We start from the raw sequence: 16588 nt of genomic DNA, 5'->3' as shown, positions 1-16588 counted from the left end.
AAATTTGAGACGCCGTGTATAGCGAAAACACAAAAAGTAACTATTCTAGCGAGCTAACCGCAGCGCCTTATTGCGGAATTCAGCCCTTCCCTATGCAGCCCAAACCATGACTTCCCGCGTGCCGTTCCCCCGTAAAACCACCCTCGCCATCGCCATGGCCGCAGCTCTGAGCTCCACGCTCCAAGTTGCCGGAGCCGCTGGCGGCCCCTACATCGTCGACACAATCGTGAGCGCCGTAGCATGGGGAGCCGGCGATGTTACGGTGACCACCAACGGCACGATCACGGATTTCCAGCCAGGCTTCCCGCTCACTGCGACTAGCGGCACCCTCGGCTCGCTGCACAACCAAGGGGTGATCGAAGGCGTCGGCGGCTTGGGCGTTACCGTTGGAGCGTTGATCACGTCAGTATTGAATCAAGGCACGATTAGCAGCACAGGGCGCGCCGCCATCCAACACCTTGGCGTCATCGGTAGTTTGACGAACGACACCAGTGGCCTGATACGAGGCGGACCCGCCGTCTCCGCCATCTATACCGACGGTATCATTGTCAATTTGAGCAACCTTGGCACCATAAGCGCTGGGGGCGGCCTGTGGAACGACGGCACAATTATGTCGATGGACAACCAGGGCGCCCTGACCGGCACTGCCCGCAATGCCATCCTGACCACCGGAAATATTGGCACGCTGACCAATACGGGCACCATCAATGCCATTGCCGACACTGCCATTTTAAATAGCGGCACGATCGGGAATCTGGTCAATGGCAGCACCGGCGTCATTGCCGGGTCCGAAACAATAGGCGGCATTGCCGCCATGGAAACCAGCGGTACCATCAATAACTTCTTGAACCAAGGCACGATCCGGGCCAATGCAGGCTTGTCCAATACAGGCTCGATCGGCACGCTGACCAACTCCGGAACCATCACCGCTACAGGCATCGCCGGCGGCAACGGCAATAGTGGTATAGCCCTGATCGTTGGTTCATTGGCTGGAAATGGGGACCCTGCGACCCTGTCGGTACTGAACAACAGCGGCCTGATCGGGGGCCAAGAATACGCAATTGCAGTGGGCAGAAATGGCACGCTGGGCATCTTGAACAATAGCGGCACCATTGCTGGCAATATCGCCGATGGCTCGGGTCACAGCCTGACCATTAATGGCGGCTCAAACAACCAGTTCGGCACAATCACTGGCGCCAATGGCACCATCGGCCAAATCGCTTCCTTGTCGCCAACCTTGGAATTCGGCAGCGGCAACTTGCTGCTCAACAGCCATATCAATCTCCAGCCGACGGGTCCTGCTCCGACCGCCACGGTAGCCAATACCGGCGCCACCTTGCAGGTCAACAACCCAATCACGATTAGCGGCAACTACACGCAAGCTGCGGGCGCAACCCTGCAAATCGGCGTGTCGCCCTTTGCCACGACGTCGGGCAACCCGGCGTCCGATGCGGGTTATGGCCGACTGGTCGTCACAGGAGCTGCCACCGTCGCCGCTGGCTCCGCGGTCGCGCTCCAAAAGGTCAACGCCTTTGCCTTTGCACCGGGCCAGCGCTATGTCGTCATCAGCGCCAATGCCGTGGGTACGAACTACAACGAAAGCGCTCTGCTCTATCGCATTAATGGCGCGCCCAACGGCATCGTCACCGGTACGCAAGTCAATGAGGCCGGCACCAGCAACTTGGTATTGACGGTCAATAGCGTGGGAGAAGTCGTCACGCCTGTTGATCCGAACGTGCCCACGATACCAACTGACCCGACGGCGCCTACAACGCCTACCACGCCGACGACGCCCGCCATTCCCCCCATTCCCGCGACCATCGCGAATTCCTACGCATCGCTGAACGGTCTGGCCCAATACACAGGCATCAGTGACCCCGCCCTGCTGAACCTGTTCAACGCCGGACAAGCTCTGCGCTTGGGCAGCGCGAGCGACGCCAATCAAGCGGGCGCCAAGCTGGCTCCGGTCAACTCTTCATCCACGGCCCGCGCAGCCGACGCCGCAACCATTAACGTTGTGAACCTGATTTCGCAACGTAACGACAGCGTTCGTCTCGGCCAAGCTGGCGGCTCGGGTGTTGCCACCGGCGACAGCGGTCCGACCTGGGCAGCCTGGGGCCAAGCCTTTGGCGGTCACGCCAGCCAGAACCAGCGCGACAACGTGGACGGCTACGGCGCCAACTTCGGCGGCTTGCTGCTGGGTCTGGACCGCGGCATCGGCGAACGCTGGCGCGTGGGCGGTGTTGTGAGCTACAGCGGTACGGAAGTCGACTTCAAGGACAACACGTCCGGCAACTCGACCCACGTCGACAGCTATGGCTTCATGGCCTACGGCAGCTATACCGCCAACACTTGGTACACCAATCTGTCGGCAGGTCTGGTCGAACAGCGCTACCGCACCAAGCGTTCTGTTGACTTCACCGGCTTCCAGGGTGACGCGCACGGCCGCTTTGACGGCCAGCAGTACGTGGTTCGCGCCGAGGCTGGCGTCCCCATCGCCGCAGGCGCCACCACCATCACCCCGTTGGCAGCCCTGACCTACAACTATGTGCGTCAAGACGGCTATACCGAAACCGGCGGCAATGGCGCGGCGCTGTCGGTCGGTTCCACCAATGCCACGTCGGTCACCAGCGACCTGGGTGTGAAGTTCGCCCGTGACTTCTCGACGTCCTACGGCACGCTGACCCCCGAGCTGCAACTGGGCTGGCGTCATGAATTCCGCAACAACAAGGTGTTGACCAACGCCAGCTTTGCCGGCGACCCAACCGGCGCCACCGCCTTCACCACCGTGGGCGCCAGCCCCGTGCGTGACGCAGCGTTGGTCTCGGCAGGCTTGACCTTGCTGAAGTCGAACAACCTCAGCATCAGCGCCCGCTACGAACTGCAAGCCGGTTCCGGCTTTGTGTCGCAAGCTGGCGGCCTGCGTCTGCGTCAGTTGTTCTAAGTCCGCGGCTGCATCTTTCTACAGCAGCTTTGCCTGATACAGCATTCCCCTAACCGGGGAATGCGATGTTGTTGTTGGACCCTCATCCTTTTCTCTACGCCTACACCATGACATCCCGCGCGCAGTTTCCCCGCAAGACCACCCTGGCTATCGCTCTGGCCGCCGCCCTCGGCGCCCATGCCCACGTCGCGAGCGCGGCTGGGGGGCCGCTCGTAATCGAAGTACCCATGCATTCCATAGTGTGGGCGTCCGACGATGTGACGATCACAAATACGGGCAGCGTGCTCGGGATGATGGCGACGCCGGCCATCAACGCGAATTCGCCAGGTCTGGTTGGGACGCTTCATAACCAAGGGCTGATTCAAGGCGACATCGGACTGTTTACTAACACCGGCGCTACCATATCGTCGGTATGGAATCAGGGCACGATTGCCTCCACGTACCTAGCCGCCATCCAAAACAATGGCAGGATCAACACCCTGACCAATGACACCACTGGCTTAATTAAAACTACGGGCTTCTCGTTCGCGGTTAACAACAATGGCGGAATCGGCTCACTAGTCAACAAGGGCACGATTACCGGGCTCGGCGGCCTGAACAATTTGGGCACCATTGCGTCGGTGCGAAACGAAGGCTTGATCAATGCAACTACTGATAACGCAGTCACGAACGGCGGCAGTATTGGAACGTTGACCAACACGGGCACCATCAGCTCGTACATGAACCAGAACGGCTCGATCTCCGGCCAGAACGGTGTAGGGAATCAATCCGGTTCCACCATTGGGATGCTGATCAACGACGGCCAAATCCTGGGCAACCAAAACGGCATTTCCAATGCCGGACAAATCCACAGCCTTACCAATCGGGGCGTGGTGACTGGATTGACCAATTCCGGCCTGTACAACACCGGCACGATCGGCACGTTGACCAACACCAGCACCGGCACACTCACCAGCCTCGGCTCGGTCCCCGGGTCTATCAGCAGCAATACTGGGCTGGACAACGGCGGCACAATTATTTCGCTGGTGAACCAGGGCAAGATCAGCAGCGAGAACGGCCACGGCCTCTATAACTTGGGGACGATCTTATCCCTGACCAATACCGGCACCATTACGTCTACGAATGGTGTAGGCCTCTTGAACTTCGGCAAGATCGGTCAGTTGACCAACTCGGGAACGATCTCGAGCGTCTTGGCCATCGCTACGCAAGACGCGGGAGGCCCGACGCCAACCAGCCTTTCTACCTTGACCAACAGCGGGTTGATCCAGGGCCAAGTCTTCGCAATCCTTATCAGCGGGAACACTTCCATTGGGGCTATCAACAACAGCGGCACGATCGCTGGCGGCATCCAAAACGATTCTGCGAGTGACCTGGTCATCAATGGCGGCGCTGGCAACCAATTCGGCACCCTGACAGGGCTTAACGGCGACGTCGGCCAGATCAACTCCCAACAGTCCGTGGTTTTTGGCTCGGGCAATGTATTGCTCGACAGCAATATCGAGCTTGGCAGCCCATTACTTCGAATCGCGCCACCCGCCCCCCTGAACCAAAGCGTCAATAACACCGGCGCCACCGTGCAGGTCAACAGGCCGATCACGATCACCGGCAACTACCATCAAGCTGCGCCCGCCACGCTGCAAATCGGGGTGTCGTCCAATGCCGCCACGACGGGCAATCTGGCGACCGACGCCGGCTACGGCCGCCTGATCGTCAACGGCACCGCCACCATCGACGCCGGTTCCGCCGTGAAGCTGCAAAAGGTCAACGCCTTCGCCTTCGCACCGGGCCAACGATATGTCGTGGTCAGCGCCAATGCCACCGGCACCAACTACAACGAAGGCGCCCTGCGTTACGGCATCAACGGCCTTACCAGCAATGTCACTGGCGCGGCGGTTGCCAATGCCGGCACCAGCAACCTGGTGCTGACGATCAATAGCATTGGTGAAGTCATTACCCCGACTGAGCCGGGTGTGCCAACAACGCCCACCACTCCGGCCATTCCCCCCATTCCCGCGACCATCCCGAATTCCTACGCGTCGTTGAACGGTCTGGCCCAATACACAGGCATCAGTGACCCCGCCCTGTTGAACCTGTTCAACGCCGGACAAGCTCTGCGCTTGGGCAGCGCGAGCGACGCCAATCAAGCGGGCGCCAAGCTGGCTCCGGTCAACTCGTCATCCACGGCCCGCGCCGCCGACGCCGCGACCGTCAACGTTGTGAACCTGATTTCGCAACGTAACGACAGCGTTCGTCTCGGCCAAGCTGGCGGCTCCGGTGTAGCCACCGGCGACAGCGGTCCCACCTGGGCAGCCTGGGGCCAAGCCTTTGGCGGTCACGCCAGCCAAAACCAGCGCGACGGCGTGGACGGCTACGGCGCCAACTTCGGCGGCTTGCTGCTGGGTCTGGACCGCGGCATCGGCGAACGCTGGCGCGTGGGCGGTGTCGTCAGCTACAGCGGCACGGAAGTCGACTTCAAGGACAACACGTCCGGCAACTCGACCCACGTCGACAGCTATGGCTTCATGGCCTACGGCAGCTATACCGCCAACACTTGGTACACCAACTTGTCGGCAGGCCTGGTCGAACAGCGTTACCGCACCAAGCGTTCTGTTGACTTCACCGGCTTCCAGGGTGACGCGCACGGCCGCTTTGACGGCCAGCAATACGTGGTTCGCGCCGAGGCTGGCGTCCCCATCGCCGCAGGCGCCACCACCATCACGCCGTTGGCAGCCCTGACCTACAACTACGTGCGTCAAGACGGCTATACCGAAACTGGCGGCAACGGCGCAGCGCTGTCCGTCGGCTCCAGCAATGCCACGTCGGTCACCAGCGACCTGGGTGTGAAGTTCGCCCGTGACTTCTCGACGTCCTACGGCACGTTGACCCCCGAGCTGCAACTGGGCTGGCGTCATGAGTTCCGCAATAACAAGGTGCTCACCAACGCCAGCTTTGCCGGCGACCCCACCGGCGCCACCGCCTTCACCACCGTGGGCGCCAGCCCCGTACGTGATGCAGCGTTGGTCTCGGCAGGCTTGACCTTGCTGAAGTCGAACAACCTGAGCATCAGCGCCCGCTACGAACTGCAAGCCGGTTCGGGCTTTGTGTCGCAAGCTGGCGGCCTGCGTCTGCGTCAAATGTTCTAAGCACGACGCCATCAGCGTCCGCGCTGTTCCCGCAAAGCGCATTCCCTCGTCCGGGGGAATGCGCTTTTTTACATACCTTTCAAGAACTGAGACGCACGGTATAGCGGCAAGCCGAACACTAACTATGCTGCCAGTAACCGTAGCGGGAACAATCTCAAGCCGGTGGACTGCAATTACGCCCGTGGTACCAGGCGTTTAGTGGATCTGCTTTTACACGCATTCCCCCGGAGGGCCTGGGGGAATGCGTTTTTTTTGCCGTCCAAACCAAAATAAGCTCGGCGATCAGACAAGTGGACGCGTCCGCATTTAGAATCCCGGCATGCTACTTATCCGCGCTTCGCGACTCCGTTTATCGTGCCCCCGTTTCGTCAGCTGGGGCGTTTTCTCGTGGATGATTCTGCTGCTTGCCGGCTGCGCGATGGACCGCGTGCGCAATGCCGACGAGCTGGCCGCGCCCTCCGGTCTGCACCGCGAACACATTGCCACCGGCACGTTCGTCCTGACCGCTTATACCCGCATCCCGCGTGCCGACCGCCCCCTGCGCGTGTACATCGAAGGCGATGGCCTGGCCTGGATCACCCGTACCCAACCATCAGCGGACCCCACGCCGCGCAATGCCGTCGGCCTGACACTTGCAGCCCAAGACGCCAGCGACAATGTCGCCTACCTGGCGCGCCCCTGCCAGTTCACGCCGATGAGCCTGAACCCGCAATGCACTCCTGTCTGGTGGACGGGAAAACGCTTCGGGATTGAAATCGTAAACGCCATGAACGCGGCGATCGACCGCTTGGCGGCCCGTGCGCCCGGCCAACGCGTGGAACTGATCGGCTACTCGGGCGGCGGCGCGCTAGCCGTCCTGCTGGCGGCCCGCCGCCATGACGTTGCCAGCATCCGCACAGTGGCAGGCAATCTGGATACCGAATTCGTCAACCAACTGCACGAAGTCTCTGCCATGCCCGAATCGCTGAACCCCATCAACGAGGCGGACCGCGTTGCCGCCATTCCGCAGCTGCATATCAGCGGCGCCAACGACAAGATCGTGCCGCCGTCGGTCGCGGCGCGTTTTGCGTCTGCCACCGGACCGCGTTGCGTACGCACGCGCACGCTAAACGGCTTGGATCATGGGGGAAATTGGGCGGCGCAATGGCCAGCCCTGCTGTCGGAAGCGCCGGTGTGCTCCGATCAGAAATAGGCCGTCCAGCCCCACTTGCACACCCAAACCGGTATTGATCCCGCATGCCCCCACCGCCGCAGCGGCACGGCATGCGCTTCAAGCCAGCAAGCCTTCCAGCTTGCGCACCAGCGGCTGCGGCGAACGAACACCGTCCTTCGTCACATTAACTTCCAGCGCTGCGCGCGAGACTTCAAGCACGGAAACATCCACGTCGTACCGGCCCAGCGTCCGCAGCCAGTCCAGCACTTGATGCAAGCGCCAGATCGACGTCTTTCCTTCATGCACGGGCAACGGGAAACCGTCTGGATGAGCCAGCATCAGTTTGCGCATGTTCTGACGCGACATCCCCAACAACTCGGCCACTTCCGTCAAGCCAACGTAGTCCGGCCCTGCCTCGATCAGTCTTGCCGAAGGCACGGCGCGCTTCACGTCTTTCAAGGCGCGTTGAAACGCTGCTCGCGCATTGGCCGCAACGCGCGTGAATTCAAGCGCCAGGCGGCCGGGTTGCCCCACGCCGATCAGGGCATCGTCGCAGCCGGCTGCACCCAGGCGTTCTATCAAATCATCGGGCGTATCGTCGTTGGGCGATAGGCGGTATCTCAAGGTGAATAGGTATTCCACTGTCAGTGCTCGCTTGAAGAATGTGTTGTAGCCCGTTCAAGATGCGGGGCGCATTGATCAACTACCCGGCGTAATGCGCGCGCATGACCATCGGCGCTTTTAGGCGTGCTCCATACGCTGGCGATACAGAACTCGCCGCGTCGACAGTCTTCGTCGTTGTAGGGGCAATAAATACGCCCCCACGCGTGACCGATGCTTTGCTTGACACGCCATCCCTGCCTTTCGGCTTGCCGCAGCGCCGATTCGATTTCCTTTTTTGGATGTAGCGGACGAACCATAGATGCCCCCAAGTGTTGCTTCATTTTTCAAAGTTGTCAACTGACAACCTGATAGTCTGGTAATGGGTCAAACCCGATCAATCAGACCCACTTGCAATCACAATCTATTGTTCTTCGCGCCGCGCCGATTTCAGGGAGGCTTTTGTCCTTCTTTCGGTCTGAGTTCGCGCTTTTCCAGCCATTGAAGGCATTACTGCGCCGCGCGATCAGGAATATCGCGCGCAATCCATCGAGCGCTCTGGCCGCAGGCTAAGGCCGCACCATCGAAGCCGGACGCCGCCGCCGGTTCAACGCCCCTGCCGCCGCAGCCTTGAGCAGCCGCTTGAACACTGGACATTCCGCATGACTAGGCGCGGGGCATTGCGCTGCGTGCCGCAGCCCCCGGCTCATCGCCTGCAACTGCTTGATCGTCGCGTCAATCTCGTCGGCCTTGGCCGTCAGCACGGCCCGGTCTACCTGCGCGCCGCCCGCGTTGGGCCACAACATGGCGCGTATATCATCCAGCGACAGTCCTCCAGCCTGCCCCAAGGCGATCAGCGCTAACTGGTCCAGCACTGCTGGCGCAAACTGGCGCCGAACGCCGCTTGGGCCTGCCGACGCAATCAAACCTTTCTTCTCGTAATACCGCAGCGTAGAGGCGGGAACCCCCGAGCGCTTGGCAACGTCAGCGATGTCCATGGCTAAACCTATTGACTTGAAGTTGACTTCAACTTCTATCATGCCTGTCATCAATTGAACGGGTCAATCAGTCAGAGGCACAAATGACAACTTGGGAAGTGACAGCACGCATTGTGCTGATGGGCGCAGGCGCGACGATGGTCATGGACGCATGGGCGATGCTTATGAAGCAACTTGGCGTGCCCACGCTGAATTGGGCGTTCGTTGGACGTTGGGTGGGGCACTTATTCCATGGCAAATTTGCGCACGAGCGCATTGGGCAATCGCGCCCCATCCCAGGAGAATTGGCGCTGGGCTGGTTCACGCACTACGCCGTCGGAATTGCGTTTGCCGCGCTGCTGGCGGGCATTCAGGGCATGGTCTGGTTGAATGCGCCGACGCTACTGCCTGCGCTGACGATAGGCATCGCAACAGTTGCCGTACCGCTATTTGTCATGCAGCCCGCTATGGGCGCCGGCTTCGCGTCCGCCAAAACGCCCACGCCCATCAAGAACTGCCTGCGCAGCGTGGCGACGCATGCGGTCTTTGGATTGGGGCTGTATCTGTCGGCTGCCGTGATCGCCCGGGTCTAAGGTTTTCGACTATTTAAGCAGCCGCATTCCCGCTGACGTAGCCGCTTTGATATCGAAAGTTGCCGTGTAATCGCACTGCGCGTCATGGCAAATCAGCTCGATCAGGCAATCGGCGAAATCCGCGGATGAGCTGGCGTATCGACGCAACGCTTTCCATACGGTTTCGGCCGCCTCGACGTTCAGTTCCTTTGTGCGCAGCAACGTCTCAATGACCTGCACGATGTCTGCGCGCGGAAGACCGTAGGCCCGCCCAAGCACCCAAACAAGTTCAATAAGGGCAACCTGCGTCACATAACCAGGACTGTCGGCCGTCAACGACTCAATCAGTTCAGTCGCTTTCTTCGCCTGCGCTGGGTCGTCCTGTGCGAAATATCGGACCAGAACATTGGTGTCCAGACCGATCATCGCGCGGACCCGCCTTGATCAGCGATGGCGGCATTCATATCGTCAATGGTCACCGCTTTCTTCGGCTTTCCGATGATGCCTTTCAGCGCGGTGACGGGAGACGTGGCAGGCACAACCTCGTAGTGCCCCGACGCTTCGTTCAAAATGAACTCGACCCGGTCGCCAGTAGAGAGCCCGAGACGGTTCCTGACATCTACCGGAATGGTGACTTGGCCCTTGGACGTGATGGTGGCGGAAGTCATGCTGACTCCTTGAACTTAATTTCCTTACCATAAAGTAAGGAGGGCCTTAACGCAAGTCGCCCCGCGCATAACACCCTAAGAACATCACCACCGCCGACTCCGCCACTCGCTTGCGCTCAGACTCAGTCAGGGGTGCTTGTCCCAGCGTGATCTGCGGCCAGAACGCAAAACTCTTCACCAAGCCCTGCAACTGATGGCCTGCAAAGTCCGGGTCAACGTTGGCAAGACGGCCATCTGCCGTCGCGGCCCGGACCCACGCCGTTACGCCGCTTTCCTTTTCGCCCATGCGGCAGACGATATGTTGCGCGCGAGCAGGGGAATGAATGATCTCGGCCATGGCCACTCGTGCCAGATCGATGAAATTCGGGTCGCCCAGCAATTCCAGCTTCTGCATCAATAGTTGCAGCAGTTGCTGGTCTAGCGGCAGGTCCGGCCGGTACGCCATATCGACGCTGGCCGCGCTGCTTTCCCAAAGTTGTTCAAGAATCTGGCCGAACAACTCTTCCTTGCTGGGGAAATGGTTATAGACGGTGCGCTTGGAAACCTCCGCCGCTGCCGCGATTCGGTCCATGCTGGTAGCTTCATAGCCTGCCGTACGGAATTCCTCCACGGCTGCGCGCAAGATCGCCTCGCGTTTGCGGTCAGTCAGGCGTTGCGGCGGTTGGGACATAGGAGAAGAAGGGGCTCAAATAGGTGTTGACGATTTTACACCGGCCAGTGTACTTTTCGAAAAACTACACTGTGCAGTGTATTTTTAGCTTCCTCCCCCCGTTCGGAATTCATACCGTGACCGCCCGTTCCACTTGCCTCCAGCCTGCCCTGCCCCGCTATCCCGAATCGCCGCACCACCGCGACGGGCGCTTTATCAACGCTCGGCCCCGCCCCGCCATGGGTTTTTGGCAAGGGCTGAAACTAACCTGGGCATTCTTTTTCGCCAAACCCGCCGGCACCGTGCCCGACAGGCCAATTCCCGTGCGCGCCCTGGATCTTGCCCAACTTGAAGCTGCTCCGGATCGCAGCCTGTACCGACTGGGGCATTCCACCATATTGATGAAGTTGCGCGGACGTTTCTGGATAACCGACCCCGTTTTTTCCGAACGTGCCTCGCCCGTGCAATGGGCCGGCCCCGCGCGCTTTCACCAGCCGCCCATCACCATCGACGAACTGCCCCCGATCGCGGGCGTCATCCTGTCCCACAACCACTACGACCACCTGGACCGGGCAGCCGTGTTGCAACTGGCCGGTAAAACCAGCCGTTTCATCGCGCCCTTGGGCGTGGGCGACCAATTGATCGCGTGGGGCGTAGACCCCGCCAAAGTCGAACAACTGGACTGGTGGCAATCCACTACCGTTGAAGGCCTGCGCCTGACTGCCACGCCGGCCCAGCACTTCTCGGGCCGCGGCTTGACGGACAGCGACCGCAGCCTATGGGCATCTTGGGTCATCCAAGACGCCGGCATGCGCGTGTTCTTCAGCGGTGACTCCGGCTACTTCGACGGCTTCAAGAAAATCGGCGACGCCTTCGGCCCGTTCGATCTGACCTTGATGGAGACCGGCGCCTACGACAAGCGCTGGGCCTTTGTACACATGCAGCCCGAAGAAACTCTGCAAGCGCACCTGGACTTGCGCGGCCGCTGGTTGCTGCCGATTCATAACGGCACCTTCGACCTGGCAATGCATGTCTGGGAAGAACCGTTTGAACGCATCGCTGCATTGGCGGCCGCCCAAGGGGTGGCGCTGACCACGCCGCAGATGGGCGAGCGCGTTGACCTGACGGCCCCACAGGCTGGCGTCTCCTGGTGGCGTTGACACGGACACGGACTGCTGACAGGAACTGACACGGCGTCCGACGACACTGCCAGGTTCCTTGACCATCAACAATCCCACAGGTCCGCGCCGATGACTGCCCAAACCAATGCCCCGTTAAAGGACTCGATGGGAGCCCCGCAGCTTCGCAAACTGTCGGCCACACTTCAATCAATATCCCCTGACTTTGATAGCGGCAGGTTCCTCTCTGAAGCGCTTGCCGGTCTGGAGCACCTGACCCTGATGCAGCGCGTGCGGCGCGCCAGCGATGCCATCGCCGCCGCCGCGCACGCCATCCCGGACGGTTACGACGGCGTCCTTGCTCTGTTGATGCAAGCCGCCCCCAAGCTGGGCAACGGCTTCATGTCGCTCGTGGCGCCCGACTATGTCAGCCAGCATGGCCGGCACGCGTTCGAACGTTCCATGGATGCGTTGAAGTTCTTCACGTCCTTCGGCACCTCGGAATTCGGCGTCCGTGAGTTCTTGCGCGACGACCCGCAACGCGCCCTGAAGATCATGAATATCTGGTCTGAAGACAGCAACGACGCCGTGCGCCGGCTGGCCAGCGAAGGCACGCGGCCCCGCCTGCCCTGGTCGTTCCGGTTAAGCGCCATTGAAGCCTCGCCTGAACTGGCAGCGCCTATCCTGAACAGATTACGCGCCGATCCCAGCCTCTATGTGCGCCGGTCTGTCGCCAACCATCTGAACGACATCACCAAGGCAAATCCGGCATGGGTGCTGGAACGCGCCGCGCAATGGGGCGTGGCTGATCCGCACACCAAATGGATCATCCGCCACGCGCTGCGCTCGCTGATCAAGCAGGGCAATGCGTCGGCGTTGGCGATACTGGGCGCAGAAGCCGCAACGAACATCACTGTGGAAGCGTTCAACGTCACGCCCGCCCGGATCACCTTGGGCGATACGCTTACGCTCACCTGCTCGTTGCGATCATCCGCCGCCACATCGAAGCGGCTGATCGTTCTGTACCGCATCGGCTACGTGCGGCAAAACGGCTCGACGTCGTTCAAGGCGTTCAGACTGAAGGAATTGACGCTGGAACCCGGCCAGACCGTGACACTAAGCCGTAGCCAACAAATCCGGGATTTCACGACGCGCACGCATTATGCGGGGCGCCATGAAGTGGAGTTGTGTGTGAATGGGGGTGTCGTGGCGCGCGACGGCTTTGAGCTGGTGCGCTAAAGATAAACAAGTTGATGGGTGGCCGCACCTGCGCGGCCACCATAGGCATCAGCGCAGCGTCGCGCGGTGTCCTATCGGAACGACCGTCTGGCCAATAGGCGCCAGCGCAATCACCGCCAGCTTCAAATGCTGAATGCCAAACGGGATACCGATGATAGTGATGAAGTTGACCAGCGCCGACGCGACGTGGCCAATTGCCAGCCACCAGCCAAACAGTACAAACCAGACCACATTGCCGATCAGCCCCAACGGCCCGGTACCGATATCGCCATAGCCGTTCACATGCCGGCGGCTAACGGCTTCCTTGCCGAACGGCCAGAACGCAAAATTACCGATTACAAAACAAGAACGGCCCCAGGGAATACCGACGATGGTGATACAGGCCACGATGCCCGCCAGCCACCAGCCCAGCCCCATCCACAGGCCGCCCAATACAAACCACAACACGTTGCCAATAAGACGCATAACCCGTCCCTTTCTACTAAGTACTGGTGATGAACAATAAGCCCGCATCATAGCGGGTATTGCAGTCTCAAATTTGGTGCCGCTTGCACCCAGCGCGAAGGCTTAAAGCAGTTCGGTCCAAACTGCGCAAACCGTCCATCCAACCACCCCGCCAGAGGCCCCTAAGCGCTTGATCCAACACATCAATCCGTCGCTGCGCACCCCCTTTCCATCCAGTACAATGCGCGTTTTGGCGACGTTGTGATCGCCCATCCATCTGGACCCTGAGCATGTTGCGACTGACTGAAATCAAGCTGCCGTTGAACCACACGCCCGAGGAATTGCCCGCTGCAATCCTGAAAAAACTAGGCGTTCCGGCCAGCGATCTGAACGGCTTTACCATCTTCTTGCGCAGCTACGACGCGCGCAAAAAACACAATATCCTGCTGACCTACACGCTGGATATCGACATCGAAAATGAAGCGGCCCTTCTTGCGCGCTTTCACGATGATCGCAACGTAAAGCCTACGCCCGATACTGAATACAAATTCGTCGCCCAGGCGCCCGCCACGTTGAGCAAACGCCCCATCGTCATTGGCACCGGCCCCTGTGGCCTGTTTGCCGGACTCGTGCTGGCGCAGATGGGCTTCAAGCCCATCATTCTGGAACGCGGCAAAGCCGTGCGTGAACGCACCAAAGACACCTGGGGCCTGTGGCGCAAACGCGTGCTGAATCCCGAGTCGAACGTGCAGTTTGGCGAAGGCGGCGCGGGCACGTTCTCCGACGGCAAGCTATACAGCCAGATCAAAGACCCCAAGCACTACGGCGAAAAGGTCCTGAAGGAATTCGTGCTGGCCGGCGCGCCGGAAGAAATTCTGTATGTCGCCAAACCCCACATCGGCACATTCCGCCTGGTCGGCATGGTGGAAGTCATGCGCGACACCATCACCAAACTGGGCGGCGAAGTGCGCTTCTCCAGCAAAGTGGAAACGCTGCAACGCGAAAACGGCCAGGTCACCGGTGTGACGCTGGCCAGCGGCGAGCACATCGAAGCAGACCACGTTGTGCTGGCCGTGGGCCACAGTGCGCGTGACACGTTCCAGATGCTGAATGAGCAAGGCGTGTTCATGGAAGCCAAGCCGTTCTCCATTGGCTTTCGCATCGAACACCCTCAGTCACTGATCGACAAAGCGCGCTTTGGCCCGAGCGCCGGCCATCCGATTCTGGGCGCGGCGGACTACAAGCTTGTGCACCACGCCAGCAACGGGCGGTCTGTGTACAGCTTCTGTATGTGCCCGGGCGGCACGGTGGTAGCGGCAACGTCCGAACCCAACCGCGTCGTCACCAACGGCATGAGCCAATACTCACGCAATGAACGCAACGCCAACGCAGGCATTGTGGTCGGGGTTTCGCCCGAGGTGGACTATCCGGAGCATGTGCTGGCCGGTGTGGATTTTCAACGCAAGTGGGAATCGCAGGCGTTTGTGCTGGGCGGCGAGACCTATAGCGCGCCTGGCCAGCTGGTGGGAGATTTCATTGACGGCAAGGCGTCGACGGAGTTTGGGTCGGTGCTGCCGTCTTACACGCCCGGCGTGCATCTGACGGATCTGGCGACGGCGTTGCCGGAGTTCGCCATCACTGCCATTCGCGAAGCGCTGCCTGCCTTTGACAAAACCATCAAGGGTTTTGGCATGCACGATGCGGTGTTGACTGGCGTGGAAACGCGCACGTCGTCGCCGATTCGCATCAGGCGAGACAATGAAACGCTGCAAAGCATCAACACCAAAGGCCTGTTCCCGGCAGGTGAAGGCGCGGGTTACGCGGGCGGGATTCTGTCGGCGGGTGTGGATGGAATCAAGATTGCCGAGGCGGTGGCGTTGAGCATCATGAGCCGTCAGGGATAAGGCCGCTAGTCAGAAATTTCGCATTCGATTGCGAAAATCGCTTCAAAACGAAAAGGCGCCTCGGCGCCTTTTCGTTTTTTCATGCAGGTTTACGCTTTTGAAGCGGGCAGCCTACTCTTTCTTTGTCTTGGCGGCCTGCGCCCTATATTCAGGCACCGCCACGCCGCCCACACCCCAATTCTCCATCTCGACCTCGTCAATCACAACGAAGGTTGATGCTTGCGGCTTGCCCAACACCTCAAACAGTAGATCGCTGACGCCCTTGATGAGCGCCCGCTTTTGCTCAGGCGTCGTCGCCGTCGCGCCGGGTGCGGTTCCTTCGCGGGTAACTTTGATATTTACGTAGGGCATCTTTTTTCTCCAGTTAACAGTGCTGTTGCAGGAAATGCGTTCTAGACGCTCAGGCGCCCGCCACCTGCCCGCCATCCACATGCAGAATTTCGCCCGTCACGAAACCGGCGTCTTCCAAATACAGTACTGCCTGCGTGACGTCAGCGATATCGCCCATGCGCTTCATCGGATGCAATGCCGCCAGCGCGGCATGGGTTTCAGGGGCGTGCATAGGCGTTTTGATAATACCCGGCGACACCGCGTTCACGCGGATGTTGCGGGATGCGTACTCAATCGCAAGGCTGCGGGTTGCGGCAGCCAAACCGCCCTTGGTCAGCGACGCCAGAACGGAAGGAACCTTGGAGTTGGCCTGATCGACCAGCGTCGTGGTGATTTGCACGATATGGCCGCTACCCTGCTTCAGCATTGCCTCTACCGCATGCTGCGTCGTATAGAAGAACCCATTCAAGTTCGTCGACAGCATGTCCTGATACTGCTGCCCGGTATATTTCGTGAACTCACTGGCGATGAAAATACCCGCGTTATTGACAAGCGTATCCACCCGCCCGAAACGCGCCAGCGCCTGCTCCACCACATTCCTTCCCGTCGCCGGATCGCCGATATCGCCAGCGATAGTCAGATAATTGGGATTGTCCGACGGCTTGATCGACCGGGACGTACCGACGACCCGGTAACCACGGCGGAGAAACGCCTTGGCAATCCCCTCGCCCAGCCCCTGCGATGCGCCGGTGACGATAGCGACTTTTTGTTCAGTGCTCATGATGATTTCCTTCACGGTTGATTGGTATGCCCTGAACATTAGGCGCATCTGGCCTGATCGAAAATC

General features: G+C 60.1%; 16 protein-coding genes. 7 read left to right on the top strand and 9 right to left on the bottom strand.

All coding sequences use genetic code 11. The features are described from left to right. Positions 1-106 precede the first annotated feature (106 nt). The 3 genes from RAS12_RS04460 (at position 107) to RAS12_RS04450 (ending at position 7279) form a co-directional block, all read left to right on the top strand. Entirely contained in the window at positions 107-2944 is a 2838-nt protein-coding gene (locus tag RAS12_RS04460; RefSeq protein WP_306945522.1) for an autotransporter outer membrane beta-barrel domain-containing protein, read from the top strand. A 65-nt stretch (positions 2945-3009) separates the two neighbouring features. Continuing rightward, positions 3010-6087 carry an autotransporter outer membrane beta-barrel domain-containing protein gene (locus RAS12_RS04455; RefSeq protein WP_306945520.1) on the top strand — a complete coding sequence of 1026 codons (3078 nt, stop codon included), beginning with the start codon at positions 3010-3012 and terminating at the stop codon, positions 6085-6087. A 391-nt stretch (positions 6088-6478) separates the two neighbouring features. Further along, on the top strand, positions 6479-7279 hold the full coding sequence (locus tag RAS12_RS04450; RefSeq protein WP_306945519.1) for an alpha/beta hydrolase family protein: 801 nt from the start codon (positions 6479-6481) through the stop codon (positions 7277-7279). A gap of 78 nt (positions 7280-7357) precedes the next feature. Here the strand turns inward: RAS12_RS04450 and RAS12_RS04445 are convergent, their stop codons facing one another. From RAS12_RS04445 to RAS12_RS04435, 3 genes are all read right to left on the bottom strand, one after another. Next, a complete protein-coding gene (locus RAS12_RS04445; protein ID WP_306945517.1) occupies positions 7358-7882 on the bottom strand; it encodes a helix-turn-helix transcriptional regulator in 525 nt (174 codons plus the stop codon). A gap of 2 nt (positions 7883-7884) precedes the next feature. After that, positions 7885-8160 (bottom strand): hypothetical protein, encoded by a 276-nt coding sequence (locus RAS12_RS04440; RefSeq protein WP_306951297.1) that lies wholly within the window; start codon positions 8158-8160, stop codon positions 7885-7887. Positions 8161-8409: 249 nt separating this feature from the next. Beyond that, positions 8410-8838: a helix-turn-helix domain-containing protein gene (locus RAS12_RS04435; RefSeq protein ID WP_306945514.1), complete on the bottom strand. Its 429-nt coding sequence runs from the start codon at positions 8836-8838 to the stop codon at positions 8410-8412. Positions 8839-8921: 83 nt separating this feature from the next. Here RAS12_RS04435 and RAS12_RS04430 point away from each other — a divergent pair, with 83 nt between their 5' ends. Further along, positions 8922-9410: a DUF2938 domain-containing protein gene (locus tag RAS12_RS04430; protein WP_306945512.1), complete on the top strand. Its 489-nt coding sequence runs from the start codon at positions 8922-8924 to the stop codon at positions 9408-9410. A gap of 9 nt (positions 9411-9419) precedes the next feature. Here RAS12_RS04430 and RAS12_RS04425 read toward each other — a convergent pair whose 3' ends face one another. From RAS12_RS04425 to RAS12_RS04415, 3 genes are read right to left on the bottom strand one after another with little or no spacing between them, the layout of a single operon-like run. Further along, on the bottom strand, positions 9420-9815 hold the full coding sequence (locus RAS12_RS04425) for a type II toxin-antitoxin system VapC family toxin (RefSeq protein WP_306945510.1): 396 nt from the start codon (positions 9813-9815) through the stop codon (positions 9420-9422). Beyond that, the gene (locus tag RAS12_RS04420) at positions 9812-10057 is read right to left on the bottom strand and encodes an AbrB/MazE/SpoVT family DNA-binding domain-containing protein (RefSeq protein WP_306945509.1); all 246 of its coding nucleotides are present in this window, start codon (positions 10055-10057) and stop codon (positions 9812-9814) included. The genes RAS12_RS04425 and RAS12_RS04420 overlap by 4 nt, the downstream gene beginning before the upstream one ends. 46 nt (positions 10058-10103) lie before the next feature. After that, the gene (locus tag RAS12_RS04415; RefSeq protein WP_306945507.1) at positions 10104-10727 is read right to left on the bottom strand and encodes a TetR/AcrR family transcriptional regulator; all 624 of its coding nucleotides are present in this window, start codon (positions 10725-10727) and stop codon (positions 10104-10106) included. Between the two features lie 116 nt (positions 10728-10843). Between RAS12_RS04415 and RAS12_RS04410 the strand changes: the two genes are divergently transcribed. After that, the gene (locus tag RAS12_RS04410) at positions 10844-11866 is read left to right on the top strand and encodes an MBL fold metallo-hydrolase (protein ID WP_371321247.1); all 1023 of its coding nucleotides are present in this window, start codon (positions 10844-10846) and stop codon (positions 11864-11866) included. A 90-nt stretch (positions 11867-11956) separates the two neighbouring features. Beyond that, entirely contained in the window at positions 11957-13063 is a 1107-nt protein-coding gene (locus tag RAS12_RS04405) for a DNA alkylation repair protein (RefSeq protein WP_306945505.1), read from the top strand. A gap of 48 nt (positions 13064-13111) precedes the next feature. On the opposite strand, the gene RAS12_RS04400 is transcribed toward RAS12_RS04405, so the two are convergent. Beyond that, on the bottom strand, positions 13112-13528 hold the full coding sequence (locus tag RAS12_RS04400) for a YccF domain-containing protein (RefSeq protein WP_306945503.1): 417 nt from the start codon (positions 13526-13528) through the stop codon (positions 13112-13114). Positions 13529-13797: 269 nt separating this feature from the next. On the opposite strand from RAS12_RS04400, the gene RAS12_RS04395 reads away from it, so the two are divergent. Beyond that, positions 13798-15411: an NAD(P)/FAD-dependent oxidoreductase gene (locus tag RAS12_RS04395; protein ID WP_306945501.1), complete on the top strand. Its 1614-nt coding sequence runs from the start codon at positions 13798-13800 to the stop codon at positions 15409-15411. Between the two features lie 111 nt (positions 15412-15522). Here the strand turns inward: RAS12_RS04395 and RAS12_RS04390 are convergent, their stop codons facing one another. Both RAS12_RS04390 and RAS12_RS04385 read right to left on the bottom strand, forming a co-directional pair. Continuing rightward, complete coding sequence (locus RAS12_RS04390) at positions 15523-15762, bottom strand: tautomerase family protein (protein ID WP_306945500.1); 240 nt, start codon at positions 15760-15762, stop codon at positions 15523-15525. A gap of 49 nt (positions 15763-15811) precedes the next feature. Then, the gene (locus RAS12_RS04385) at positions 15812-16522 is read right to left on the bottom strand and encodes an SDR family NAD(P)-dependent oxidoreductase (protein ID WP_306945499.1); all 711 of its coding nucleotides are present in this window, start codon (positions 16520-16522) and stop codon (positions 15812-15814) included. Positions 16523-16588 lie beyond the last annotated feature (66 nt).

Origin of the sequence: Achromobacter seleniivolatilans, from assembly GCF_030864005.1 — a bacterium.
Taxonomy (GTDB): Bacteria; Pseudomonadota; Gammaproteobacteria; order Burkholderiales; family Burkholderiaceae_B; genus Achromobacter; species Achromobacter seleniivolatilans.
Note: the sequence above shows the minus strand (reverse complement) of the source record. Positions and strands in the feature narration are given on the sequence as shown.